This is a genomic window from Microvirga sp. GN3 (assembly GCF_055792825.1).
The window spans coordinates 24,979-48,833 of the sequence record NZ_JBVVAK010000033.1; the positions used below are offsets into that span (position 1 = coordinate 24,979).

The 23,855-nt window shown below is 63.4% G+C and carries 23 protein-coding genes and 1 tRNA gene; 10 read left to right on the forward strand and 14 right to left on the reverse strand.

The genetic code is table 11. The features are described from left to right. The first annotated feature begins 17 nt into the window (after positions 1-17). Together ACS5Q1_RS17365 and ACS5Q1_RS17370 are read left to right on the forward strand one after the other, a co-directional pair. Positions 18-989 carry an ABC transporter ATP-binding protein gene (locus ACS5Q1_RS17365; RefSeq protein WP_473099395.1) on the forward strand — a complete coding sequence of 324 codons (972 nt, stop codon included), beginning with the start codon at positions 18-20 and terminating at the stop codon, positions 987-989. After that, a complete protein-coding gene (locus ACS5Q1_RS17370) occupies positions 986-1,747 on the forward strand; it encodes an ABC transporter permease (RefSeq protein WP_473099358.1) in 762 nt (253 codons plus the stop codon). Before ACS5Q1_RS17365 ends, ACS5Q1_RS17370 begins: the two co-directional genes overlap by 4 nt. Before the next feature lie 122 nt (positions 1,748-1,869). Here the strand turns inward: ACS5Q1_RS17370 and gltX are convergent, their stop codons facing one another. The 4 genes from gltX to gor all read right to left on the reverse strand — a co-directional run bounded on the left by gltX (position 1,870) and on the right by gor (position 8,492). Continuing rightward, the gene (gltX, locus tag ACS5Q1_RS17375; protein WP_473099359.1) at positions 1,870-3,210 is read right to left on the reverse strand and encodes a glutamate--tRNA ligase; all 1,341 of its coding nucleotides are present in this window, start codon (positions 3,208-3,210) and stop codon (positions 1,870-1,872) included. A 56-nt stretch (positions 3,211-3,266) separates the two neighbouring features. Next, entirely contained in the window at positions 3,267-5,000 is a 1,734-nt protein-coding gene (locus ACS5Q1_RS17380; protein WP_473099360.1) for an NAD+ synthase, read from the reverse strand. Positions 5,001-5,386: 386 nt separating this feature from the next. Beyond that, positions 5,387-6,772, reverse strand: coding sequence for a class II 3-deoxy-7-phosphoheptulonate synthase (locus ACS5Q1_RS17385; RefSeq protein ID WP_473099361.1), 1,386 nt, complete (start codon positions 6,770-6,772; stop codon positions 5,387-5,389). A 334-nt stretch (positions 6,773-7,106) separates the two neighbouring features. After that, positions 7,107-8,492: a glutathione-disulfide reductase gene (gor, locus tag ACS5Q1_RS17390; protein WP_473099362.1), complete on the reverse strand. Its 1,386-nt coding sequence runs from the start codon at positions 8,490-8,492 to the stop codon at positions 7,107-7,109. Between the two features lie 230 nt (positions 8,493-8,722). Between gor and ACS5Q1_RS17395 the strand changes: the two genes are divergently transcribed. The 3 genes from ACS5Q1_RS17395 to ACS5Q1_RS17405 all read left to right on the forward strand — a co-directional run bounded on the left by ACS5Q1_RS17395 (position 8,723) and on the right by ACS5Q1_RS17405 (position 11,744). After that, positions 8,723-9,694: a Bug family tripartite tricarboxylate transporter substrate binding protein gene (locus tag ACS5Q1_RS17395; RefSeq protein ID WP_203440361.1), complete on the forward strand. Its 972-nt coding sequence runs from the start codon at positions 8,723-8,725 to the stop codon at positions 9,692-9,694. A gap of 68 nt (positions 9,695-9,762) precedes the next feature. After that, a complete protein-coding gene (locus ACS5Q1_RS17400) occupies positions 9,763-10,236 on the forward strand; it encodes a tripartite tricarboxylate transporter TctB family protein (protein WP_473099363.1) in 474 nt (157 codons plus the stop codon). 8 nt (positions 10,237-10,244) lie between these two features. Continuing rightward, complete coding sequence (locus ACS5Q1_RS17405) at positions 10,245-11,744, forward strand: tripartite tricarboxylate transporter permease (RefSeq protein WP_473099364.1); 1,500 nt, start codon at positions 10,245-10,247, stop codon at positions 11,742-11,744. A gap of 77 nt (positions 11,745-11,821) precedes the next feature. Here the strand turns inward: ACS5Q1_RS17405 and ACS5Q1_RS17410 are convergent, their stop codons facing one another. The 4 genes from ACS5Q1_RS17410 to ACS5Q1_RS17425 all read right to left on the reverse strand — a co-directional run bounded on the left by ACS5Q1_RS17410 (position 11,822) and on the right by ACS5Q1_RS17425 (position 14,149). Then, positions 11,822-12,145 (reverse strand): DUF2853 family protein, encoded by a 324-nt coding sequence (locus ACS5Q1_RS17410; protein WP_203440364.1) that lies wholly within the window; start codon positions 12,143-12,145, stop codon positions 11,822-11,824. 213 nt (positions 12,146-12,358) lie between these two features. Beyond that, entirely contained in the window at positions 12,359-12,865 is a 507-nt protein-coding gene (locus tag ACS5Q1_RS17415; RefSeq protein ID WP_473099365.1) for a DUF2059 domain-containing protein, read from the reverse strand. 30 nt (positions 12,866-12,895) lie between these two features. Next, a complete protein-coding gene (gene rpiA, locus ACS5Q1_RS17420) occupies positions 12,896-13,591 on the reverse strand; it encodes a ribose-5-phosphate isomerase RpiA (RefSeq protein ID WP_473099366.1) in 696 nt (231 codons plus the stop codon). Between the two features lie 126 nt (positions 13,592-13,717). Continuing rightward, positions 13,718-14,149, reverse strand: a complete 432-nt coding sequence (locus tag ACS5Q1_RS17425; RefSeq protein ID WP_203440367.1) for a hypothetical protein — start codon at positions 14,147-14,149, stop codon at positions 13,718-13,720. Positions 14,150-14,378: 229 nt separating this feature from the next. Between ACS5Q1_RS17425 and ACS5Q1_RS17430 the strand changes: the two genes are divergently transcribed. After that, a complete protein-coding gene (locus ACS5Q1_RS17430; protein WP_473099367.1) occupies positions 14,379-15,080 on the forward strand; it encodes an HAD family hydrolase in 702 nt (233 codons plus the stop codon). 68 nt (positions 15,081-15,148) lie between these two features. On the opposite strand, the gene ACS5Q1_RS17435 is transcribed toward ACS5Q1_RS17430, so the two are convergent. Next, a tRNA-Val gene (locus tag ACS5Q1_RS17435) sits at positions 15,149-15,223 on the reverse strand. Positions 15,224-15,470: 247 nt separating this feature from the next. On the opposite strand from ACS5Q1_RS17435, the gene ACS5Q1_RS17440 reads away from it, so the two are divergent. Then, complete coding sequence (locus tag ACS5Q1_RS17440) at positions 15,471-16,055, forward strand: L,D-transpeptidase (protein ID WP_473099368.1); 585 nt, start codon at positions 15,471-15,473, stop codon at positions 16,053-16,055. Positions 16,056-16,126: 71 nt separating this feature from the next. On the opposite strand, the gene ACS5Q1_RS17445 is transcribed toward ACS5Q1_RS17440, so the two are convergent. Continuing rightward, on the reverse strand, positions 16,127-16,495 hold the full coding sequence (locus tag ACS5Q1_RS17445; protein ID WP_203440370.1) for a gamma-butyrobetaine hydroxylase family protein: 369 nt from the start codon (positions 16,493-16,495) through the stop codon (positions 16,127-16,129). Between the two features lie 94 nt (positions 16,496-16,589). Here ACS5Q1_RS17445 and moaA point away from each other — a divergent pair, with 94 nt between their 5' ends. The 3 genes from moaA to ACS5Q1_RS17460 are packed head-to-tail and all read left to right on the forward strand — an operon-like array spanning position 16,590 to position 19,369. Beyond that, positions 16,590-17,627, forward strand: coding sequence for a GTP 3',8-cyclase MoaA (gene moaA, locus ACS5Q1_RS17450; RefSeq protein WP_473099396.1), 1,038 nt, complete (start codon positions 16,590-16,592; stop codon positions 17,625-17,627). A 29-nt stretch (positions 17,628-17,656) separates the two neighbouring features. Continuing rightward, positions 17,657-18,442, forward strand: a complete 786-nt coding sequence (locus ACS5Q1_RS17455) for a transporter substrate-binding domain-containing protein (RefSeq protein WP_473099369.1) — start codon at positions 17,657-17,659, stop codon at positions 18,440-18,442. Positions 18,443-18,448: 6 nt separating this feature from the next. Continuing rightward, positions 18,449-19,369, forward strand: coding sequence for an NAD(P)-dependent oxidoreductase (locus ACS5Q1_RS17460; protein ID WP_473099370.1), 921 nt, complete (start codon positions 18,449-18,451; stop codon positions 19,367-19,369). A 63-nt stretch (positions 19,370-19,432) separates the two neighbouring features. On the opposite strand, the gene ACS5Q1_RS17465 is transcribed toward ACS5Q1_RS17460, so the two are convergent. The 4 genes from ACS5Q1_RS17465 to ACS5Q1_RS17480 form a co-directional block, all read right to left on the reverse strand. Then, entirely contained in the window at positions 19,433-21,787 is a 2,355-nt protein-coding gene (locus tag ACS5Q1_RS17465) for a caspase family protein (protein ID WP_473099371.1), read from the reverse strand. A 106-nt stretch (positions 21,788-21,893) separates the two neighbouring features. Further along, positions 21,894-22,100, reverse strand: a complete 207-nt coding sequence (locus ACS5Q1_RS17470) for a hypothetical protein (protein ID WP_036352233.1) — start codon at positions 22,098-22,100, stop codon at positions 21,894-21,896. A gap of 13 nt (positions 22,101-22,113) precedes the next feature. Beyond that, on the reverse strand, positions 22,114-22,905 hold the full coding sequence (locus ACS5Q1_RS17475) for an enoyl-CoA hydratase-related protein (RefSeq protein ID WP_473099372.1): 792 nt from the start codon (positions 22,903-22,905) through the stop codon (positions 22,114-22,116). Positions 22,906-23,444: 539 nt separating this feature from the next. Beyond that, positions 23,445-23,801 carry a hypothetical protein gene (locus ACS5Q1_RS17480; protein WP_473099373.1) on the reverse strand — a complete coding sequence of 119 codons (357 nt, stop codon included), beginning with the start codon at positions 23,799-23,801 and terminating at the stop codon, positions 23,445-23,447. Positions 23,802-23,855: the final 54 nt, after the last annotated feature.

The following is a 23,855-nucleotide window of genomic DNA, read 5'->3' on the forward strand; positions in this document are numbered from 1 at the left end:
ATGCTATTACCCCCGGCATGAAACCGCTCGATTCCCTTGAGATGCCCCGGCCCACGGGCGCGTCCGATCCGATTATTGCTGTCTCTGGCCTCAGCAAGACCTACGCATCGGGCTTCCAAGCCTTGAAGACGATCGACATGGAGATTCGCCGAGGCGAGATCTTCGCGCTGCTCGGCCCCAACGGTGCCGGCAAGACGACGCTGATCAGCATCGTCTGCGGGATCGTCAACCCGAGCACAGGCCATGTCATGGCCGATGGCCATGACATCATCCGAGATTACCGGGCCGCACGCACCAAGATCGGCCTCGTTCCGCAGGAACTCACCACCGACGCCTTCGAAAGCGTCTGGGCGACGGTGACGTTCAGCCGGGGGCTCTTCGGCAAGAAGCCCAACCCGGCCTATATCGAGAAGATCCTGAAGGACCTCTCCCTGTGGGAGAAACGCGACAGCAAGATCATGACCCTTTCCGGCGGCATGAAGCGTCGCGTGATGATCGCCAAAGCCCTGTCGCACGAGCCCAAAATCCTGTTCCTCGACGAGCCGACCGCCGGCGTCGATGTGGAGCTGCGGCGGGACATGTGGAACATGGTCCGGAGACTGCGCGAGAACGGCGTCACCATCATCCTGACCACCCACTATATCGAAGAGGCCGAGGAGATGGCCGACCGGATCGGGGTGATCAGCAAGGGCGAGATCATCCTGGTCGAGGACAAGAATGTCCTGATGCAGAAGCTCGGCCAGAAGCAGCTGACTCTGCACCTCCAGAACCCTCTCTCCTCCCTGCCGCCCGAGCTGCAATCGGAAAGCCTGCACCTCTCCGCCGACGGTACCGAACTCGTCTACACCTTCGACACGCAAACCCATGAAACAGGCATCGCGGGACTTCTGCGCCGCCTGAACGAGCACGGCATCGACTTCAAGGACCTGCAAACTTCCGAGTCTTCGCTCGAGGAGATCTTCGTCAGCCTGGTCAGGGGGCGTCCATGAACCTTTACGGCATCAAGGCCATCTATCTTTTCGAGATGGCTCGTACCTGGCGCACGCTGATGCAGAGCATCGCCTCGCCGGTCCTCTCGACCTCGCTCTATTTCATCGTCTTCGGCTCCGCCATCGGATCGCGCATGGCCAATATCGACGGCGTGAGCTACGGCGCCTTCATCGTGCCGGGCCTGATCATGCTCTCCATCCTGACGGAGAGCATCTCGAACGCCTCATTCGGCATCTACATGCCGAAATTCACGGGCACCATCTACGAGCTTCTGTCCGCGCCCATCTCGGCGGTCGAGACGGTGATCGGCTATGTGGGAGCCGCCGCCACCAAGTCGGTGATCATCGGCACCATCATCCTCATCACCGCACGGCTCTTCGTGGATTTCTCCATCGAGCATCCTTTCTGGATGATCGCCTTCCTGGTGCTAACCTCCGTCACCTTCAGCCTCTTCGGCTTCATCATCGGCATCTGGGCCGACAGCTTCCAGAAGCTGCAGGTCGTCCCGCTGATGATCGTGACGCCTCTCGCCTTCCTCGGCGGCAGCTTCTATTCCATCAACATGCTGCCGCCCTTCTGGCAGACGGTCGCGCTCTTCAACCCAGTGGTCTATCTGGTGAGCGGCTTCCGCTGGAGTTTTTTTGGCGTCGCCGATGTGGGCGTAGGCATCAGCCTCACCATGACGCTTATATTCATGCTGACCTGCCTCGCCGCCGTCTGGTGGATTTTCAGGACGGGGTACAAGATCAAGGCTTAAGGTTTCGCCACGTCGTCATGGCCGGGCTTGTCCCGGCCATCCACGCCTTGATGGCGCGGTGGTTCAAAGACGTGGATGCCCGCAACAAGTGCGGGCATGACGAGAATAACGTTTGGGCGCGATTACGCCGCCTGCCCCGATAGCCGCGCCTTCGCGCGCTCAGGTCCGATCAGAGGAAGCAGCGCTCCCAGCTCCGGCCCGTGATCGAGCCCGGTGAGCGCGAGGCGCAACGGCATGAACAGGGCTTTGCCCTTCACGCCGGTGGCGGTCTTCACGGCCTCCGTCCAAGCCTTCCAGGTCGAAGCATCCCATGGCTCCGCGGGCAGAACGGCCGTGGCCGCCTCGATGAAGGCTTTGTCCTCGATCACCGGCGTTACCGGACCGCGCACGACCTTCGCCCACTCGACCGCATCCCGGACCTTCGTCAGGTTGCCGCGCACTGCGAGCCAGAAGGCTTCGCCGGCATCCGCATCGAGCTGCGCGAGGCGCTCCCGCGCGGCCCCGTATGGCATCTCGTGGATGAGGCGGGCATTCAGGTGCTCCAGCTCGCTCTCGTCGAATTTCGCCGGCGCGCGGGAGATGTGGGAGAAATCGATCAGGCGGGCGAGTTCGTTGAGATCGGCCACCGGACGCACGGCCTCCGCGGAGCCGACCAGCACGGCGAGCGAAGCTACCGACTGCGGCTCAAGCCCGGCATCGCGCAGGCCCTTGATCGAGAGGTGCCCGAGACGCTTGGACAGGCCCTCGCCGCTCGCCGTGATCAGCAGGCTGTGATGGGCAAAAGTGGGAGCGTCAGCACCCAGAGCCTCGAAGATCTGGATCTGCACCGCCGTGTTGGTGACGTGATCCTCGCCGCGGATCACATGGGTCACGTTAAGCTCGATGTCGTCCACCACCGACGGCAGGGTGTAGAGGTAGGTCCCGTCCTCGCGCACCAGCACCGGATCGGACAGCGAGCTGCAATCCACATGGCAATGGCCGCGCACGAGGTCTTCCCAGGTCACGTTTGTGGGCTCGAGCCGGAAGCGCCAATGGGGCCGGCGCCCCTCCTGTTCGAGCTTCGCCCGATCCTCGTCCGTGAGCTTGAGGGCGGCCCGATCGTAGATCGGCGGCAGGCCGCGGGCGAGCTGGCGCTTGCGGCGGAATTCCAGCTCCTCCTGCGTCTCGTAGCAGGGGTAAAGGCGGCCGACCGCCTTCAGCCGCTCGACGGCGGCATCATACAGGTCGAACCGGTCCGACTGGCGCACGATCACATCGGGCGGGATGCCGAGCCAGTGCAGATCGGCTTCGATGGAATCCGCATATTCCTTCCTCGACCGCGCCACGTCCGTATCGTCGAAGCGCAGGATGAAGGTGCCGCCCTCCCGCCGCGCATAGAGCGCGTTGAGCAGGGCAACGCGTGTGTTGCCGATATGGATGTGCCCGGTCGGGGACGGGGCAAAGCGAACGATGGGCTTGGACATGCAGATGCTATGGCGAAGCGCGCACCGCGGCGCAAGGGGGCGCCGGGAAGGAAAGATCACACATCCATCGAACCAGTGCGCGGCTTGCCGATGGCGCGCTCGAGCGCCTCATCCTTCTGGTGCGCCTCCAATCCCTGATCGCGGTAGCGGTTGATAATGGGATAGCGGCGGTCGCGGCCGAAATTCTTGCGGGTGACCTTCACGCCGGGTGCAGCCTGACGGCGCTTGTATTCGGCGATGTAGAGCAGCCGCTCCACTTTCTTAACGACCTCGCGGTCGTAGCCCTTCGCGACGATCTCGGAAACGCGAAGCTCCTCCTCCACGAGGCCGCGCAGGATCTCGTCGAGATCCTCGTAAGGCGGCAGCGAATCCTGATCCTTCTGGTTCTCGCGCAGTTCAGCCGTAGGCGCCTTGGTCAGGATGTTCTCGGGGATGACGATGCCGTCCGGTCCCAGCGCCCCCTTCGGCTTCCAACGGTTGCGCAGGGCTGAAATGCGATAGACCTCCATCTTGTAGAGATCCTTGATCGGGTTGAAGCCGCCGTTCATGTCGCCGTAGATCGTAGCGTAGCCGACCGACATTTCCGACTTGTTGCCGGTCGTCACCACCATGGCGCCAAACTTATTCGAGATCGCCATGAGGATGGTGCCGCGGGCGCGGCTCTGGAGGTTCTCCTCCGTGATGTCGCGCTCCCGGCCCGCGAACAGAGGCTGCAACGAGGCCTCGAAACCCTCGACGGGCTCAGCAATCGGCAGGATGTCGTAGCGAACGCCGAGGGCCTTGGCGCATTCCTCCGCATCTTTGAGCGACTCGCCCGAGGTGTAGCGGTAGGGCAACATCACGCAATGCACCCGCTCAGGCCCAAGCGCATCCACCGCCATGGCGGCGCAGATAGCGGAATCGATGCCGCCGGACAGACCCAGCACCACGCCGGGGAAACGATTCTTGTTCACATAGTCCCGCAAGCCCAGAACGCAGGCGGCATAATCCGCTTCCTCGCCCTCCTCCACCGTCACGATGGGCGCGTCGCGGCAGGCCCAGCCATCCTCGCCCTTTTCCCAGATGGTGAGCGCGACGATCTCCTCGTTGGCGGGCAGCTGGCAGGCGAGAGAGCAATCGGCGTTGAACACGAAGGAGGCGCCGTCGAAGACCAGTTCGTCCTGACCGCCGACCTGATTGAGATAGACGAGCGGAAGTCCGCTCTCGGTCACGCGGGCCGCCGCGATATTGAACCGCTCCTCGGTCTTGCCGCGCCAATAGGGCGAGCCATTAGGGACGAGGAGCATCTCGGCGCCAGTCTCGGCAAGACATTCGACCACATCGCCGGTCCAGATGTCCTCGCAGATTGGAAGGCCTAAGCGGATGCCGCGGAAATTCACCGGCCCTGGCAGAGGCCCGGCCGCGAAATTGCGCTTCTCGTCGAAGACGCCGTAATTCGGCAGATCGACCTTGAAACGCACGGAGATAGCGCCGCCGTCGAGCAGCGCATAGGCATTGTAGAGCTCACCACCTTCCCGCCATGGCAGGCCGATGAGCACGCCGGGACCGCCATCCGCCGTCTCACGGGCGAGCCGTTCGAGAGCGGCGCGGCAGGAATCCTGAAAGGCGGGCTTCAGCACGAGGTCCTCGGCGGGATAGCCCGCAAGGAACTGCTCGGCGAACATCACGAGATCGGCCCCGAGCCGGGCCGCTTCCGCGCGGGCTACCCGCGCCTTCTCTTCGTTGCCGGCCACATCGCCGACGATGGGGTTGAGTTGCGCGAGCGCGATCTTGAGCGTGTTCTGAGCCATGGCACCAGTGACTTAGCGCGCCACCGAGGGCGCAGCAATGCAAGGGTAAAGCTTTCCCATGAACTCTTAAACGCTCATCGGGCAAGGCTGATCCGGTGCCTTTGCATAGGTCTCGCGGCGGATTGAATTTCGCGCTTCAATAACTTCGGCAAAGCTCAAGCTTTATGGGAACCTGCAACAGTTCAGTTCGTTGTTTCCACACGAAACACTGGGAGACTGACATGTTGAAAGGCGGCCTGCTCTGGCTCATCGGCATTCCGCTGCCGATCATTCTTATTCTCTTCTTCATGGGCTATCTGAGCTGATAGCGAATACGAGTAGAGTTGCGTATGCGTAAAGAAAAAGGGACGCTTTTGGCGCCCCTTTTTCTTAATCAGCCCAGTCGTTCATTCCGCCGCCAGGGCGGACGGTAGTTCCCTTGATTGGCGCTCCCGCTTGATGAGCTCCGAGGTCAGGAAGGCGATTTCGAGCGCCTGCTCAGCGTTGAGGCGCGGATCGCAATAGGTGTGGTACCGGTCGCGCAGGTCTGCATCGGTGAGCGCGCGGGCGCCACCGGTGCATTCCGTCACATTCTTGCCGGTCATCTCCAGATGGATACCGCCGGCATGGGTGCCTTCGGCCTGATGGATGGCGAAGAAGTCTTGGACCTCGCCCATGACCCGCTCGAACGGCCGGGTCTTGTAGCCCGAGGCCGCCTTGATGGTGTTGCCATGCATCGGATCGCAGGACCACACGACCGTGCGCCCTTCCCGCTGCACCGCGCGGATGAGACCCGGCAGGTGATCGCCCACCTTGTCCGCGCCGAAGCGGCAGATCAGGGTGAGGCGGCCGGCCTCGTCCTCGGGATTGAGGGTGTCGATGAGCTTGAGCAGCCCATCCGGCGAGAGCGACGGGCCGCATTTGAGGCCGATCGGATTCTTGATGCCGCGCATGTATTCCACATGGGCGTGGTCGACCTGGCGGGTGCGGTCGCCAATCCAAAGCATGTGGCCCGAGGTGGCATACCAGTCGCCGGTCGTGGAATCGACGCGGGTCATGGCCTCCTCGTAGCCGAGCAGCAGAGCCTCGTGGCTGGTGTAGAAATCCGTCGAGCGCATCTCGGGATGCGTCTCGGGATCGATGCCGATGGCCCGCATGAAGTTCAGGCTCTCGGTGATGCGCTCGGCCAACTCGCTGTAGCGGGAGGATTGCGGCGAATCCTTCACGAAGCCGAGCATCCAGCGATGGGCATTCTCAAGGTTCGCGTAGCCGCCGGTAGCGAAGGCGCGGATCAGGTTGAGCGTCGCGGCCGACTGGCGGTAAGCCATGAGCTGGCGGCGCGGATCCGGCGTGCGGGCCTCCGGGGTGAAGGCGATGTCGCTGATGATGTCGCCGCGGTAGCTCGGCAGCTCGACACCGTCGATAGTCTCCGTCGGGGCCGAGCGCGGCTTGGCGAACTGGCCGGCCGCACGGCCGACCTTCACGACCGGCGAGCCGCCCGCATAGGTCAGCACCACGGCCATCTGGAGGAAGAGGCGGAAGAAATCGCGGATGTTGTCGGCCGAATGCTCTGCGAAGCTCTCGGCGCAATCGCCGCCCTGGAGCAGGAAGGCCTCGCCCTTGGCGACCTTACCGAGTGTCCGCTTCAGTTTGCGGGCCTCGCCTGCAAAAACGAGCGGGGGAAAGCCGGCGAGCTGCTGCTCGACGCTCTCGAGTGCCTCAAGGTCCGGATAGGCCGGAACCTGCTGGATCGGCTTGTTTCTCCAGCTATCGGGCGTCCACCGCTCGGTCATGACCCTTACCCCCGTGTCCTTTCTCAAATATCCTCATCGTTCACCGCAACAAGCGGCACGAACGGGCACCTATACACGACATAAACAAAAAGGCGAGTGCGTTAGAGAGACGCCGCGCATTCGGAGACCGCATGCTGCGAGCATCCCAATTTTATCTTGAATCCTGCGAAATGGGAAAAGTGTTCCTCAGCGTGCGTGGCGCTGAAGGTTCTCGCGCCGGGACATCCAGAGGGCGCCAAACCCCATCGCCACGGCGATGACCGGGATGCCGAAGTGGACATAGGCTTCCAGGAGAGTCATGGCTTCAGGTCTCTCAAGATCAATTTCAACACCATTATCCCACCGCCACCGGCTTCTTGACCACCACAGGGGTGCGCATGGTGACCAGCTCTTCGGCCGCCGTTGGGTGAACCGCGACGGTGCGGTCGAAATCGGCCTTGGTGGCGCCCATGGTGACGGCGATGCCAGCAAGCTGGATCATCTCGCCCGCGTCGTGTCCCATGATGTGGACGCCCACGACCTTGTCGGTCGCCTTGTCGACGATGAGCTTCATGAAGACTCGGTCTTTCCCGCCCGAGAGCGTGGCCTTCATCGGCCTGAAGGCAGTCTTGTAGACGTCGATCTCGCCATAAACCGCCCGTGCGACCGCCTCACCGCAGCCGATCACGCCGATCTCGGGGGTCGAGAAGACGGCCGTGGGGATCAGGTCGTGGTCCACGATGGTCGGCTTAGCCCCGAACACCGTGTCCGCGAAGGCATGCCCCTCGCGGATGGCGACGGGGGTCAGATTGACCCGGTTGGTGATGTCGCCCACGGCATAGATGGAAGGAATGATCGTCTGCGAATAGCCGTCGACCGGAATGGCACCGACCTCGTCGAGGGTGATGCCCGCATTCTCCAGCCCGAGCCCTTTCGTGTTCGGACGCCGTCCCGTGGCGACGAGAGCCTGATCGACCGTCAGCACGGAGCCGTCGGACAGGGTCGCGGCGATGCCGTCCGACGTCTTGGCGAGCTGCGTCACCGTCCTGTTCAGGGCAACGTTGATTCCGCGCTGAATGTAGGCTTCGCCGAGCGCCTCCCGCACATCATCATCGAATCCGCGCAGGAGCTTGTCGCCCCGGTGCAGGAGCGTGACCTCGCTGCCGAGACCGGCGAAGACGCCGGCGAACTCGACGGCGATATAGCCGCCGCCGACCACAAGGATGCGCTTCGGCAGGCTCTCGAGATGGAAGACCTCGTTGGACGTGATGCCGAGTTCCCCGCCCGGAATAGCTGGCTCCAAGGTCGGATGGGCGCCAACCGCCACCAGGATGTAGCGGGCGCGGATGCGCGCGCCGGACTTGAGCAGGCGGACCGTATGCGCATCCTCGATCACGGCCCGACTGTCGACGATTTCGACGCCCGCCTTTTCCAGGTTGGCCCGATAGATGCTCTCGAGCCGGTCGATCTCCTTATCCTTGTTGCGGATCAGAGTCGCCCAGTCGAAGCGCGTCTCGCCGACGCTCCAGCCGAAGCCTTCCGCATCGTGGAAATCGTCGGCGAAACGGCTGGCATAGACCATCAGCTTCTTCGGCACGCAGCCGCGGATGACGCAGGTTCCGCCGAGCCGGTCTTCCTCGGCCAGCATGACCTTCGCGCCGTAGTTCGCCGCGATACGCGCCGCGCGAACACCGCCGGATCCGCCTCCGATCACGAATAGGTCAACGTCGAATGAGGACATGGCGCGGTCTCCGCTCAATTCTGTAAACTTGATCATTCATATAGTGACGGTTTCGGACGAAGTCGCCCGCCAGCCCTGCTTCGGGCACATGGCTGTCCGCCTGAGAGTGAAGCTCTTACGCGAAGGTTCAACAGCGATAAAGAAGCAAGCCGCTTGCCGCTCCCGCGTTCCCTCATTAGGGTCTGCCCCGGACGCGCTGACCCGATTTTCAGCGTCAAGGGAGGAAACTTATGAGCCAGTTCCGTAAAGGTCTTTGGCGCAGCGCTCTCGCTGCGGCGGCCGTGGCAGGATTCGTGACATCGGCTGCAGCTCAGATGGAGCTCAAGATCATGGCTCCGGCAGCGCCAGGCGGCGGTTGGGACCAGACAGCCCGCTCCATGCAGCAGGCCCTGACCCAGTCCGGCATCGCCAAGAGCGTACAGGTCACCAACGTTCCCGGCGCCGGCGGCTCCATCGGCATCGCCCAGCTCGTGAACAATTCCAAGGGCGACGGCCATCAGCTCATGGTCATGGGCTACGTGATGGTGGGCGCGCTCCTGACCAACAAGTCGCCCATCACCCTCGAACAGACGACGCCCATCGCGCGCCTGACGACCGAATACGAAGCGATCGTGGTTCCGGCCGACTCGCCGATCAAGAACGCCAAGGATCTCGCCGCGGCCATCAAGGCCGATCCGGCCAAGGTGACCTGGGCCGGAGGCTCGGCCGGCGGCGTCGACCATATCGCGGCTGCCCTCTTCGCCAAGGCAGCGGGCGCCGATCCGACCAAGATCAACTACATTCCGTTCTCCGGCGGCGGCGAGGCTCTGGCAGCGATCCTCGGCGGCAAGGTGACGGCGGGTATTTCGGGCTATGGCGAGTTCGAGAGCCAGGTGAAGGCAGGCAAGCTGCGCCTCATCGGCCTGACCTCAGCCACCAAGACGGCCAATGTGGACGTGCCCTCCATCAAGGAGCAGGGCATCGATCTCGAGATCGCCAACTGGCGCGCCGTCGTTGCCCCTCCAGGCATCTCCGCCGATCAGAAGAAGGCCCTGACGGACGCCATGGACAAGATGGCCCAGTCGAAGGAATGGCAGGAAATCCTGAAGGCCAAGGGCTGGGAAAACGCCTACATCTCCGGCGATGCCTTCACTAAGATTCTGGCCGACGAGCAGTCCCGCACGAAAGAAGTGCTCACTGCGGTGGGGCTGGTGAAGTCTTAAATTTCAAGTTAAAGGCCGATGGAAGCGCCGCGTTCTCGGAGCGCGGCGCTTCTTTTTTGGGACGTTCCATGGCACCATCTCCCCAGCGGCGCATCGACGTGGCAGGCCTCGTCATCGCACTCATTCTTCTTGTCCTCGCCGGCGTGGTCTGGTGGGACATGTCCAAGCTGCAGATTCTCTCTCCCTATGACCTCGGCCCGAAGGTGATGCCCGTCATCGTCTCGATAGGCCTTGCGCTCTTGACCATCGGCAACGCCATCGGCGCCCTGCGCGGCGACTTGCCCGCCCGCGACCACCTCGACTGGAAGCCGATTGTCCTGATCCTTGGTGGGCTCGCCTGCCTGATCATCCTCATCGCCATCGGCGGCGGCTTCATGATCGGTACGGCGATCCTGTTCGCTACGACCTCAGCGGCCTTCGGTCGTCGCGCCTTCCTCACCGATCTCCTGATCGGCGCGGTGATTGCCGTCTTCATCTATGTGCTCTTCGCCAAGCTCCTGACCCTGTCCCTGCCGGCCGGGCCGCTTGAACGTCTATTCTGAGGCCTGTCATGGAAGCCTTTGCCTCCCTTGCGAGCGGCCTTGCCGTCGCCATCCAGCCGATGAACCTGCTGTTCGCGCTCATCGGCGTTCTTCTCGGCACCGCCGTCGGCGTTCTGCCTGGCATCGGCCCGGCGCTCACCGTGGCCCTGCTCCTGCCGATCACCTTCAAGCTCGATCCAGGCGGATCAATCATCATGTTCGCCGGCATCTATTATGGCGGCATGTATGGCGGCTCAACCACGGCCATCCTGATCAATACACCCGGCGAAAGCGCCTCCATGGCGACCGCGCTCGAAGGCAACAAGATGGCCAAGGCCGGACGCGGCGGCCCGGCGCTGGCCACGGCGGCCATCGGCTCCTTCGTTGCCGGGACCGTCGCTACCCTCGGCCTGACCTTCCTGGCGCCCTATCTCGTCGATATCGCGGTCAGCTTCGGACCCGAGGATTACTTCGCCCTCATGTGCGTCGCGTTCGTGACCGTCTCGGCCACCTTCGGCGATTCGCCTGTACGCGGCCTGACCAGCCTGGCCATCGGCCTCTTGCTCGGCCTTGTCGGCATCGACATTCTCTCTGGCCAGTCGCGCCTGAGCTTCGGCATTCCGGAGCTCTACGACAATATCGAGGTGACGACCCTGGCGGTTGGCCTCTTTGCTGTGGGCGAGGCGCTCTATGTGGCCTCGCGCCGCCACGTTCACGAGGAGAAGCTCGAAGCCGTCCGCGGCTCTCTCTGGATGACAAAGGAGGACTGGAAGCGCTCATGGAAGCCCTGGCTGCGCGGCACCGCCTTCGGCTTCCCGATCGGTGCGCTTCCCGCGGGTGGCGCAGAGATTCCGACCTTCCTGTCCTATTCGACCGAGAAGCGCCTGACGAAGCATCCTGAGGAATTCGGCAAGGGCGCCATCGAGGGCGTGGCCGGCCCCGAAGCCGCCAACAACGCGGCCGCTGCCGGCACCCTCGTGCCTCTGCTGACGCTCGGCCTTCCCACCTCGGCCACGGCGGCCATGATGCTGGCGGGCTTCCAGCAATATGGCCTCAACCCAGGCCCGCTGCTCTTTGCCGACCAGCCGAAACTGGTCTGGGGCCTGATCGCCAGCCTGTTCATCGCCAACGTCATGCTGCTGGTGCTGAATCTGCCGCTGGTCGGCCTCTGGGTCCGTCTCCTGAAGATTCCGCAGCCCTGGCTCTATGCGGGCATTCTGGTCTTCGCCACCATGGGCACCATCGCGGCCAATCCGTCGCCGGTGGAACTCATCATGCTGACGATCTTCGGCGTGCTCGGTTTCCTGATGCGGCGGTTCGACTTCCCCATCGCTCCGGTCGTCGTCGGATTGATCCTGGGACCGATCGCGGAGAGCCAGCTGCGCCGGGCGCTGTCGATCAGCCTCGGCGATCCGATGGTGCTGCTGCAGAGCCCGATCTCGGCGACGCTGCTCGTCATTGCCCTGATCGCCCTGCTCCTGCCCTTCTTCCTGAAGGGATTGAGCCGGTTCAAGGCTGTCGAGGATTAATCTCGCATTGCACGAACCCCTCCTCGCCCTTCATTGAGGGCGAGGAGCACAGCGGCCTTAGGAGGGTCGTAAGCGGTCTACGATGAGAAGGCTGATAGCTTTCCGAATTGTTCGGCCAGCAGGTAATAAACCGTCACCCGGTTCTTGCTGCGGTCGCCTTTGAGCTTTTCCCCGACCGCGAGAACGGCCTGATCGAGTTCGGCGTCCGATGCCGTCAGCCCGAGCTTCTTCTTCAGGAAATTGTCGCGCACACGAGCAAGCTCCTCCTTGTCCGAGAAAGAGACGAGTGCGGAGTCGCGGTTCTGCAATGCAATGCCGAGGTATCGAACGATACCGGCAATCGCCTTATCGTCGGCATTCGCAGCATATTTCTTGACATCGGCAGCCCAGTCTTCAGCCATGACCCACTCCTCTGAGGCCCCTGCCCTGCGGGCGGGGAGGTGGAAAGGCTTCGTCCATTGGTGGCGCGCGGCATGCGGGCCGGCAAACCTGAGGAGAAAGCCCTGCAGAGACAATGCTAGTGCTGAGCTTGGCAGCGGCAAGGGTTGGCGCCCGCAATGAAAAAGCCCGGCAAGTCGGGCTTTCCTTGCACTGGGAAGTGAATGGGCAGAACCTCAGTTCAGCTGATGTCCGCGCTTGCCCATTTCCTGGCGGGCACGACTCATGATGAACTCCGAGGTCCGCTGCGACCAGACGGAGAGATCGCGGACCACGTCGTCGAGGACGCCGGGCTGGATCAGCACGTATTTCTGGCCGACCGGAGACTTGTAAAAGGCCGCAACCTCCTTCAGCTCGGCCTCGGTCATCCGGGTCGTGAAGATGCGCGCGGTGGTATCGATCATCTCCTGCTTCTTCTGCTCGACCTCAGGTCGGATGATGGCCACGACCTGCTCCAGATCCTGCCGGATCTCCGGTCGGGTCACGTTCATCTGCTGAAGCTGGTTGAGCAGCGGGCCGGTCATCGCGTCGAAGGCGGCCGTCATACCGGAGCTGACGGCGACATCGCGGCCGGCGGCAAGGTGGCTGGCGCTGGGCTGCTGCGCCTGCTGCGCGAAAGCCGGGCTCGCGAGCATGAACAGCGCGACGGAGGTCGCGGCCAGGCGGGAGGCGTTGCGGATCATAGAAGTGGCTCCAATCGTCATAGCTTATGGTCAGAGCTGACCGAGTTCGACAAGCCCGTCACCCGTTGCGAGGATCGCGCCGGTGGCAAGGCCCAGGAAAAGACCGTGCTCCACGACGCCGGGAATGTTGTTCAGCGTCGAGGCAAGCACGTTCGGCTTGTCGATGCGCCCAAGATGCGCATCGAGAATGAAATGGCCGCCATCGGTGACGTAGGCTGCACCATCGGGAGCATGCCGGAGATGCAACTCGCCGCTCATGCCCAGGCTGTCCAGGAGCCGGACGATGGCCCGCTCGGTGGCCGTGAGGCCGAAGGGCACGACCTCGATGGGGAGAGGAAAGCGGCCGAGCTTCGAGACGTGCTTCGATCCGTCGGCGATAACGATCATCCGCTGGCTCGCGGACGCGACGATCTTCTCGCGCAGGAGAGCGCCGCCTCCGCCCTTGATGAGGCGAAGGTCGTCATCGAGCTCGTCGGCTCCGTCGACCGTCAGGTCGAGATCCGGGGTTTCGTCGAGGGTCGACAGGGGAATGCCCTCGCGCTGCGCCTGGTCGCGGGTCGCCTCGGAGGTGGGAACACCCATCACCTTGAGCCCACTGCGGACGCGCTCACCGATGGCCGCAACGAAATGCGCGGCGGTCGAGCCGGTGCCCAAGCCCAGTCTCATGCCGTCCGTGACGAGCTCGGCAGCCCGTTCGGCTGCAGCACGCTTGAGATTGTCGCTCACTGAAATCCTCTGAGAATATGTCCGCTCTGGCCTGTGAAAGACTGTTTTGTTCGCCTCTAGCATGTCAGGATGGCTGGAAGAAAGAACGTTTCACCTTCGGCAGAGCCCGAAAAATCTCGTCGGCCCTCAAGGACGCTGCGGCGAGGCGCCCGTCCCCGAGCCGACGCTCGGCGTCGCAGCGGTCGGCGCAGCCGTCGATGCGGCAGGCGATGGGGTCATCTGAGGTGTACATACTACCCGCTCATCGAACACGTAGCAGATGCTCATCTGCCCGGTCCGGAAATTGACCCGGAAGACGCCCCCTTCCCGCTCGTGGCGGGAGGCGACGAGCCCATACTCGCCCGGAGCCTGTGGTCCTGCGCCCTCGCCCGCGCTGAAGCACAGCGTGACCCCAATTGTGCCTTCCTGTAGTCCATACTGGCAGGAACTCACCTCGCCCGTGATCCGATCGATCCTATAAATCCGGTTTAGATCGGTCTGAGGCGCGGGCACAAAATCATAGGATGCGGCCAGGGCGGAACCGAAAAGCCCTCCCAGCGCCAGGACTGCCAAACTCAACGCCGCGGAACCTAGGGCATCGGACCCAAAAGTGGTTCCCACTTTTGGGACAAATCCGATGCCTAACTCCTTAAATGGCGCATCGTTCGGTGCGAAAAACCGGGTCCACTTTTTCGCGCGATGCGCTGATAGCCGCATTCACCACTCCATTCGGTAAGAACGAATCAACCATCGGCACCATATCATCCCGAAGCTTGATTCCCTTGCCTCCAGCAGGTAGCCGACCTTCATGGCCATTGATACCCCGCACAACGTCTCGCCCATCGCCGTCTTCGACCTCGATGGAACCCTGGCCGACACGGCTGGCGACCTCGTCGGGACCCTCAACGTCATCCTCGAGCGAGAGGGGCTCGCCTCCCTGCCGGTGGCCAAGGCGCGCGACATGATCGGAGCAGGCGCACGCGCCCTCATCCAACGTGGCTTCGAAGCCGCCGGCAAGGAGCTGACGCCCGCCTATCTGGACGAGCTGTTCCAACAGTTCATGATCCATTACGGGGAGAATATCTGCGTCCAGACGCGCCTCTATCCCGGAGTAGCCTCGGCCCTCGACCGGCTGGAACAGGCAGGCTTCATCCTGGCGGTTTGCACCAACAAGGTCGAGGAGCATTCAGTCAAGCTGCTCGACGAGCTCGGTGTCGGCCATCGCTTCGCGGCCAATTGCGGGCGCGACACGTTTCCCTATTTCAAGCCCGACCCGCGCCACCTGACCCTGACCATCGAGCGTGCCGGCGGACACCCGGGCCGTGCAGTAATGATCGGAGATTCCCGGACGGATATCGTGACCGCGCAGAACGCCGGTATTCCGGTGGTCGCAGTTCCCTTCGGTTATACCGATGTGCCGGTCCGTGAATTGGGGCCGGACCTCGTCATCAACCATTTCGATGAGCTGTTCACCGCCGTTCGGGCCGTCATGCGGCCGCTGGCGGCCTGACACGCAACATCCATCGTGCATGCGGTGTGGCGCACACGAAAAAGTGAAGCTTGTCTGTCAGGAAGGAATGGTGGGCGCGACAGGGATTGAACCTGTGACCCTTCGCGTGTGAAGCGAATGCTCTCCCGCTGAGCTACGCGCCCTGACAAGGGCCTTCTAAAGGCGTAGAACCCTCTGCGTCAAGCCAAAGAAGCGCACCTTAGGCGAAGTATTTTGCCTCACGAATTGTGGCACCGTAACTTTAACCCGTTGCTTACGATGCGGCGAAAATGGGGCATTTCCGCACTAGGATTTTATAGCAGAACCTTGATAAAGCTTGGATCCGAAGCGGGGCTGTTGCGTTGAGCAATTGCAGAACCTGCCAGCAACCATGTTTTATCTGAGGCAATTATGGGACGCACTCGCGTTGCCCTCTCCGGGCTCGTCTGCGCCTTCGTCGCCCTCGCGACGCCGGCTGCGGCATTTACGGCAATCGACCCTCTCACCCGCCAGCCGCTCTACAGCGCGGAAGACGCCCTCAAGGCCCAGGCCACGCCGGTCCCACGCGAGATCGTCACCTTCACTGGCCGCTACGCGCCCGGCACTATCGTCGTATCCACCAGCGAACGCCGCTTGTGGTACGTGCTCGGTAACGGTCAAGCCATTCAATACGGCGTCGGCGTGGGCCGTCCGGGCTTCACCTGGTCCGGTACCCATTCCGTCACCATGAAGCGGGAATGGCCGGATTGGCGCCCGCCAGCGGCCATGCTGAAGCGCCGTCCCGACCTGCCCCGCTACATGAAGGGCGGGCCGGACAACCCGCTCGGCGCTCGCGCCCTCTACATCGGCAGCACGATCTACCGCATCCACGGTTCGAACGAGCCGGAGACCATCGGTGAGGCCGTCTCTTCGGGCTGCATCCGCATGACCAACGAGGACGTGACGGACCTCTACAACCGCGCCAAGGTCGGCGCGCGTGTCGTGGTTGTTCGGTAAGAGTTCAGAAATTGCACGTCATGGCCGGGCTTGTCCCGGCCATTTTCGCCGGTAATGCACCCTCTCCACTGTCAGCGCAGCCGGTCCCGCGACAGCCCCTTGGCCGCCAGTTCGTCGAGATAGGCCTGCCACTTTTCCCCCTGCTCTGCCCCGAGCTGGTAGAGATAATCCCAGCCGTAGATCCCGGTGTCGTGCATGTCGTCGAAGACGAGCTTGACCGCGTAATTGCCGACCGGCTCCACGCCTATGATCTCCACCTCCCGCTTGCCCGGAACCGTCTTACGCTCGGCCGGACTGTGCCCCTGAACCTCCGCCGAGGGGCTCGTGACCCGCAAATACTCGGCCGACAGGTCGAAGGCCTTGCCGTCGTCGAAGGCGATGCGGAGGCTGCGCTTGTCCTTGGCAAGCCGGAGCTCCGTCGGCCAGCGCTCAGATGTCATAGGCGTACACCTCTTTCCTGGTTTGCGATTTCACGCTAACTGCTTGATCATCAAGTTGAAGGCAAGTTCTCACGCGAACAAGGATTTCTCCGCCATGGGAGCCATTCCGGCTCATCTCGAGAATTCCGATACCGGCCGGTCCCTATTGGATCCGTTTGGCCGGGCGATCACCTATCTGCGCGTCTCCGTGACGGATCGCTGCGATTTCCGCTGCGTCTACTGCATGTCCGAGGACATGGCCTTCCTGCCCAAGCGCGACCTGCTTACCTTGGAAGAGCTCGACCGCATCTGCTCGGCTTTCGTCGACCGCGGCGTGCGCAAGCTGCGCATCACCGGCGGCGAGCCCCTGGTGCGGCGGGACATCATGAAACTCTTCCGTACCCTGTCCCGCCATCTGGCTTCGGGCGCGCTCGATGAACTCACGGTGACCACCAACGGCTCGCAGCTCGCTCGCCATGCGCAGGATCTCGCCGCCTGCGGCGTGAAGCGGATCAACGTGTCGATCGACACCCTCGACGCCGACAAGTTCCGCCGCATCACCCGCTGGGGCGACCTGACCAGGGTGCTCCAAGGCCTCGATGCCGCGCAGAATGCCGGTCTCAAGATCAAGATCAACACCGTCGCCCTCAAGGGCGTGAACGAGGACGAAATCGAGTCGCTGCTTGAATGGGCGCACGGACGTGGCATGGATCTGACCCTCATCGAGGTGATGCCGCTCGGCGAGATCGACGGGCAGCGCATCGACCAGTTCCTGCCTCTCTCGCTGGTGCGCGCACGTCTCGCTGCGCATTACACGCTGGAGGATCTCGCCGACCGCACCGGCGGACCGGCGCGCTACGTGCGGGTGAAGGAGACCGGCGGTCGGCTCGGCTTCATCACGCCGATGACCCATAATTTCTGCGAGAGCTGCAACCGGGTGCGCCTCACCTGCACCGGCCAGCTTTTCATGTGCCTCGGCCAGGAGGATGCCGCCGACCTGCGGGCGCCGGCGCGCGCCTCCGAGAGCAACGAGCTTCTTGATCGAGCGATTGTCGATGCCATCGCCCGCAAGCCAAAGGGCCACGACTTCATCATCGACCGGCGCCATGCCCGCCCTGCGCTGAGCCGCCACATGAGCGTCACAGGGGGATAAGGCGCTTTATCATGAGTATGAGAGTTTCAATGTTCGCGCGAAGACTCGCGATCCTTGCGGGCCTGTTCATCGGATTCGGGAGTCATGCGGGTCTTGCGCAGGATGCCGCCGCACAAAAGCCCACGGTCCGCGTCGCCGTCGAAGGCGCCTATCCGCCCTTCAACTTCATCGATGCCAACAATGAGCTGCAGGGCTTCGAGGTCGACCTACTCAAGAGCCTCTGCGAGGCGATGAAGGCCACATGCGAACTGGTGCCCCATGCCTGGGACGGCATCGTCAAGGGCCTCGTGAACCGCGAATACGATGCGATCATGTCGTCGCTGGAGATCCTGGAGCGGCGCCAGAAGAGGATCGCCTTCTCCGATCCCTACTATCGCATCCCAGCCGTCTTTATCGGCTCCAAGGAGACGGCCCCCGGCGAGGTTACGCCTGCCGCCATGGTGGGAAAGAAGATCGGCACCATCGAGCGCACCGATCACGAGACCTATCTCAAGACCTTCTACAAGGACTCCGAGATCGTCCTCTTCGCCAAGGCGGAGGAGGCCAATCTCGATCTGCTCGTCGGCCGCATCGATGCCGTCTTCGCCGACGAACTGCTCCTGTCGAAATTCCTGGAAAGCCGCGAGGGAGCCTGCTGCCATATCCTCGGTGACGCGCCGGCCGAGCCCGCCTATAAGCGTGAAGCCTACGGCATCGGCCTGCGCAAGGGGGACGACGGCCTGCGCGAGCAGTTCAACCGCGCCATCGCACAGGTGAAGGCCGACGGCACCTATGACCGGATCCGCGCCAAATATTTTTCCTTCGATATCAAGTAGAGGCGTTTGACCCACGCCCTCTCACTTCCTAGAACCGAGAGGAAATCTAGGGAGCAGACGATGGCGAAGGTTGCATTCCTCGGACTTGGCGTAATGGGCTATCCCATGGCGCGCCACCTCAAGGCGAAGGGCCACGAGGTGACGGTCTATAACCGCACGACGGCAAAGGCCGAACAATGGGTGTCGGAGAACGGTGGGCGCTCCGCCAAGACGCCGCGCGAAGCAGCCGAGGGGCAGGAGATCGTGTTTGCCTGCGTCGGCAACGACGACGATCTGCGCCAAGTCACGCTCGGTCCCGACGGCGCCTTCCATGGCATGGGCAAAGGCACCATCTTCGTCGATCACACCACCGCCTCGGCTGAAGTGGCACGCGAACTCTATGCTGCCGCCAAGGACAAGGATTTTAACTTCATCGACGCTCCCGTCTCGGGCGGGCAGGCTGGCGCGGAGAACGGCGTTCTCACGGTCATGTGCGGTGGCGACGCGGATGTCTATGCCAAGGCCGAGCCTGTGATCATGAGCTTTGCTCGGGCTTCGCGTCTGTTGGGCCCGGCCGGTGCAGGCCAGCTCACCAAGATGATCAATCAGATCTGCATCGCAGGACTCGTGCAGGGTCTCGCCGAGGGCATTCATTTCGGCAAGAAGGCCGGCCTCGACATCGAGGCGGTGCTCGAGGTGATCTCGAAGGGCGCCGCCGGCTCCTGGCAGATGGAGAACCGCGGCAAGACCATGAACCAGGGCAAGTTCGATTTCGGCTTCGCCGTCGACTGGATGCGCAAGGATCTGTCCATCGTGCTGGGCGAAGCCCGCAAGAATGGCGCCAGCCTGCCGGTCACCGCCCTGGTCGACCAGTTCTACGCCGACGTGCAGAAGATGGGTGGCAAGCGCTGGGATACGTCGAGCCTGATCGCCCGGCTCGACAAGTAAGATTTTTTAAGAGCGATATCGAAAGCAAAGCGCCGGAGCCCTTCAGCTCCGGCGCTTTTCTATTCAGCGCACTTCTTCGGCGCAGGGCCGTCCGGGACGGCAGCGCTCGGAATTGTTGCCGCCTTGGCGTCCTCCGGAGGGAGAGGGACGGATCTGGGGCGACCTGTCCATGTCCCGACCTGAACGAGGCTGCTCGCGGAAGGCGCGTTCCTCGCGCGCCGGCGCCTCGATCCGAGGTGACGGACGTGGACGTTCCACGGGAGGCGCAATCCGCGCGGCGGGGCGCTCCTCCTGGAGCTGGCGCATCCGCCGTTCCGCCCTGTCGTCTCCGCGCGGCTGCCCACGCGCAGGACCGTCGAACCGCGGATCGTCGAACGGAGACGGCCTTTGGGGACGCGACGAATGCTCCCTGTCCGGCCGCTCCACCGAAGCCGGTCGTTCGATGCGCGGACGCGGAGCATCCACGTCCCGTGAGCGACGACGCTCCTCCGGCACCGTCAGGCCTGGCGCATCCGGCAGCGGCCTCACGGATCGTGATGCATCGCGGCGGTCGGAATCAGGCTTTACCCTATCCCTATCTCTGCCCCTGTCGGAGCGATCGCGGTCGATGTCGATCCGGGGCCTCTCGGGCCTTTGTGTCCGCGGAAGAACCTCGTCCGGATCGGGTCTCTGATCCCTGGGACGGGCAGCGTCCCGCACCGGCGCCTCGGGGCGCGAGCCGCGCGTGACATCCGGGCGGGCCGGCTCACCGATATCGGACCGGCCGGGACGGAGCCGCTCCTCGGGGATGTTCACGAGCGGGATCGGGCGCGCGGGAATGCGGCCGGGGCGCACCCGCGGCGGCTCGCCGGGGCGGGCGCCTCTCTCCTCGCGCGGAGCCCGCGGCTCCGCTGAGACCGGGATCGGCCGGATCGGCGCGGCAAGCCCGGGCTGGCGCGGAACGACCGGCTCGGGACGAAGCCCGCGGCGTGGCCGGGGACCACGCTCGTCGCCCATGAGGGCGCCGAAGACCGGCGGGGCGGCCACGGGAATGGCCATCGGCCCGCGCGGCGTCACCGGCGCGATAGGCTGATAGAACGAGCGCGGAGGACGGGCGCGCACCGGAACCGGGATCGCCATTGGGATCGGCAGCACGCCGGCCATGATCGGCGGCGGAGGTGGCTCACGGATGATCGTGACGAACTCCTCGTCCTCGTCCCACCGCGGCAAAAGATAGGCTGGCGCGCGGGGCGGCGGCACATCGCGGATGATCGTCACGACCTCCACCACTTCGACCCGCTCCACGCCGGGCAGCGGCGGCGGGAGGTCATCATAGACCACCTCCTCGAAAGCCGCCGGCGGAGCGTAAGGCGCAGAAAGCCGCAGCAGCCGGCGTCGGCAATCCGCCGCATGCGGGCCGGTCGGATAGCGCCGCAGATAGGTCCAATAGGCCTCCCGCGTGTTACTCGCGAGCGTGCGGCGCCAGACGATGGCTTCACGGCGCGCAGCCAGCAGCGCGGTCACCCGGCGGGCGAGGCGATGGTCCGGATAGCGGCGCAGGAAGTCCTGATAGCCCTGGATCGTGTCGCGCTCGACAGCGATGGCATAGGCTTCTTCGGCAGGCACATCCTCGATCCGACGGACCTCGCGCACTAGCGGGGCCGCGGCTTCCGCCTGCTCGAAGAAGGCGAAGGAAGCATTGCCGAGATTGGCCGAATGCCATGGGATCTGCAGGCCGTTCGTGGCCTCGTGCGTGCGAAGCCGCGTGCGGGCAAAGGCTTCGTCGAGAGACATGCCCGGCTGGCGGATCATCTCGGCAAGCGCCGTCGCATAGGCACCATAAGGTCCCTGTCCATCGCTGGCGACGATGTTGGGAGCCGAGGAGAAAGCCATCACGAAACCGGCTGGCGGCTCCATGAGAGCAAGGCCCTTGGCCATCGGCTCGCCGGTGGAGCCCAGCGGATATTCCCGCCCCATATCGGCAACGATCACCCGCACCTTTGCGGGACTGCGCTCGAGGGAGCGGACGAGATCGGAGAGACGAAAGCCCTCGATCGGAACGTCCACGTCGCGCTCGATACGGGCATCGACCGGAAGGAGATAGTTATCGCCTTCGAGTTGCATCCCATGTCCGGCCAGATAGACCATCACCGTGGAGTCGGGCTCCAGGTCCTGAGCCTTGTCGAGAAAGTCGCGGACGAGGCTGCGCAGATCATTGGCGCCAAGATCGCGACCCTGGATGACCTCGAACCCGGCGCTGGTGAGCGTCTGGGCGATCAGGCCGGCATCGTTGACGGTAGTCGGAAGCGGGCGGCCCTGATAAGTACCCTGCCCGACGACCAGCGCGAGACGATCCTGAGCGGACGCCAGGGACGCCTGACCGACGACGGCGGCAACAGCAAAGGCGACAAAAACGATAGCACGTTTCAGATAAGACACGGTTCACGCACCCTTTCACCCGCTCTGCGGGTACTCGCGAACAGAAAAGGTCAGGACAGTTGAATGGGCCGTGAACAAAACGGGACAAGCAGCCTTGGTTGAAGCGTCACCGCCGCGTCATCGTCAGATAGACGACGAAGGCGCCGATCGCGATGGCGAGTCCCATGAGTACCATCTGGCGCGTCTCGCCCGTGAGTGCCGCGTCTCGGTACATCTGGTTGAGCCGCTCGGCGCGCTCCGGATCGCGCGACATGAAGAGGCCGATCACGATGCTTAAAGTCGCAAGGCCGAGAATCCAGTAGGTGGGGCGCATCGGGTTGATCTCCTTATCGTCCCGCGAACCGGGGAGCGCGCTTCTCGCGGAAGGCGGCGACGCCCTCCATGAAATCCTGGCTCGATCCGGCTTCGGTCTGAAGCCTGGCTTCGAGTTTGAGCTGGGATTCCAGATCGTTGGACAGGCTTTGTGCCACCGCCTGCTTGGTCAGGCGATAGGCGAGCCCCGGCCCTTCTGCCAGCCTTGCAGCGAAGGCCGCCACATCGACGGCAAACGACACGTCGTCGAACACCTTGTAGACGAGCCCCATGCGCTGGGCCTCCTCGGCCGGAACGGCCTCGGCGCTCAGCATGAGGGCGAGCGCCTGCTTGGGGCCGACGAGGCGCGGCAGGATCCAGGTGCCGCCGGCATCCGGGATCAGGCCGATCTTGGCAAAGGCTTCCTGCAGATAGGCCGAGCGCGCCGCCACGACGATGTCGCAGGCAAGCGCGATGTTCATGGAAGCGCCAACCGCAGGCCCGTTCAGGGCCGCGATGATCGGCTTCGGATAGTTGGAGAGCCTGAGCACCAGCGGGTTGTAATCCCGCTCAAGTGCGGGTCCGAGATCGAGGCGCCCTTGCTCATCGCGCTTCAAATCCACCGTCAGATCCTGGCCCGAGGAGAAGGCGCGCCCCTCGCCGGTAAGGACCACGACACGCACCGCCTCGTCCCGCTCGCACCGGTCCAGCGCCTCACGCAGTTCTGCGTGCATGGCGGCGTTGAACGCGTTCATCCGCTCGGGCCGCGCCAGCGTGATCGTCGCGACCGGTCCGTCGACGGTGCAGCGCAGGGTGGTCGGGCTCATGCCTCAAGCTCCTTTGTTGAGCTGGAACATAGTACGGATCTCCGAGCGGAGAACCCGGAAAAGCCCGGTTCAGACTAAGGAAGGATAATGGAGCCGATAGCCGATCTATCGGCACGTCCATCAGTCAGGCATCTTTCACGCGGCGTCGCGTCAGAGATCGGTCGGCTCGAAGACCTCGAACCGAGCACTTAGCTCGCTCTCCCTCGCCGCTCGACTATAGGTTTCCCCTGTGCTTCTGATCTCGTAACGAGGCTCCTCGCCTCCCGACGGCAAAAGCTTGGTGACGACGAACGCACCGGTCCAGGCAGGACCGATAAACCGCTTGGCTGTGAATATCACATGCTGCCCACGAGCATAAAGATACTCGGACACAGGAATTCCTTTCGAGATCGACGAGACCTGCCGCAAAGGCCTCTCGCCGGATGGTTTCGAGGATTAGAGAAAGATCACGAAGAAAATGCCGAAGCAGAAAACGACGGCGAGCCCGGCGAGAATGAATGACATCCGCGCGTTCTCCGTCAGAACGGGTCCGCGCCTCATCACGGCTGCAAGCGTCTCACCGGATCAGCCGGCTCGTTCTTGTGCCGGGCCCTGCGTGGCAGGCTCGGCCAAGGAACGAGGTTGAGGTTGGCAGGCTCGTCCATGCCGGTGCCATCAAGAAGCTCCAGGATATCCACCTCTTGGAAGGCGCTCATCGGCGATGCATCCTGACGCAGTTCATCTTCGCCGGCGACACAATCGTAAGGCCGGGAGGCGGATCGGATCTGATATTGCGGCTCGGGACGCCTTGAATCCAGGCAGCCGACAATCGTGTAAGGCTGTTTGCAGACGAGATGAGGAAAACGCTGCTCCGTATAAAGAACATGATCTCCAACGGCAAAATGGTGAGATTTCATGGGGCCACTCCTTTGATGTCCGTGCAGGCCGCCATGCACGAACGGACATTCACT

Bases quoted from the DNA above. Each gene is read 5' to 3' on its own strand.
- ACS5Q1_RS17365 (WP_473099395.1), top strand. From the start codon at position 18: ATGAAACCGCTCGATTCCCTTGAGATGCCCCGGCCCACGGGCGCGTCC.
- ACS5Q1_RS17370 (WP_473099358.1), top strand. From the start codon at position 986: ATGAACCTTTACGGCATCAAGGCCATCTATCTTTTCGAGATGGCTCGT.
- gltX (WP_473099359.1), bottom strand. From the start codon at position 3,210: ATGTCCAAGCCCATCGTTCGCTTTGCCCCGTCCCCGACCGGGCACATC.
- ACS5Q1_RS17380 (WP_473099360.1), bottom strand. From the start codon at position 5,000: ATGGCTCAGAACACGCTCAAGATCGCGCTCGCGCAACTCAACCCCATC.
- ACS5Q1_RS17385 (WP_473099361.1), bottom strand. From the start codon at position 6,772: ATGACCGAGCGGTGGACGCCCGATAGCTGGAGAAACAAGCCGATCCAG.
- gor (WP_473099362.1), bottom strand. From the start codon at position 8,492: ATGTCCTCATTCGACGTTGACCTATTCGTGATCGGAGGCGGATCCGGC.
- ACS5Q1_RS17395 (WP_203440361.1), top strand. From the start codon at position 8,723: ATGAGCCAGTTCCGTAAAGGTCTTTGGCGCAGCGCTCTCGCTGCGGCG.
- ACS5Q1_RS17400 (WP_473099363.1), top strand. From the start codon at position 9,763: ATGGCACCATCTCCCCAGCGGCGCATCGACGTGGCAGGCCTCGTCATC.
- ACS5Q1_RS17405 (WP_473099364.1), top strand. From the start codon at position 10,245: ATGGAAGCCTTTGCCTCCCTTGCGAGCGGCCTTGCCGTCGCCATCCAG.
- ACS5Q1_RS17410 (WP_203440364.1), bottom strand. From the start codon at position 12,145: ATGGCTGAAGACTGGGCTGCCGATGTCAAGAAATATGCTGCGAATGCC.
- ACS5Q1_RS17415 (WP_473099365.1), bottom strand. From the start codon at position 12,865: ATGATCCGCAACGCCTCCCGCCTGGCCGCGACCTCCGTCGCGCTGTTC.
- ACS5Q1_RS17430 (WP_473099367.1), top strand. From the start codon at position 14,379: ATGGCCATTGATACCCCGCACAACGTCTCGCCCATCGCCGTCTTCGAC.
- ACS5Q1_RS17440 (WP_473099368.1), top strand. From the start codon at position 15,471: ATGGGACGCACTCGCGTTGCCCTCTCCGGGCTCGTCTGCGCCTTCGTC.
- ACS5Q1_RS17445 (WP_203440370.1), bottom strand. From the start codon at position 16,495: ATGACATCTGAGCGCTGGCCGACGGAGCTCCGGCTTGCCAAGGACAAG.
- moaA (WP_473099396.1), top strand. From the start codon at position 16,590: ATGGGAGCCATTCCGGCTCATCTCGAGAATTCCGATACCGGCCGGTCC.
- ACS5Q1_RS17455 (WP_473099369.1), top strand. From the start codon at position 17,657: ATGTTCGCGCGAAGACTCGCGATCCTTGCGGGCCTGTTCATCGGATTC.
- ACS5Q1_RS17470 (WP_036352233.1), bottom strand. From the start codon at position 22,100: ATGCGCCCCACCTACTGGATTCTCGGCCTTGCGACTTTAAGCATCGTG.
- ACS5Q1_RS17475 (WP_473099372.1), bottom strand. From the start codon at position 22,905: ATGAGCCCGACCACCCTGCGCTGCACCGTCGACGGACCGGTCGCGACG.
- ACS5Q1_RS17480 (WP_473099373.1), bottom strand. From the start codon at position 23,801: ATGAAATCTCACCATTTTGCCGTTGGAGATCATGTTCTTTATACGGAG.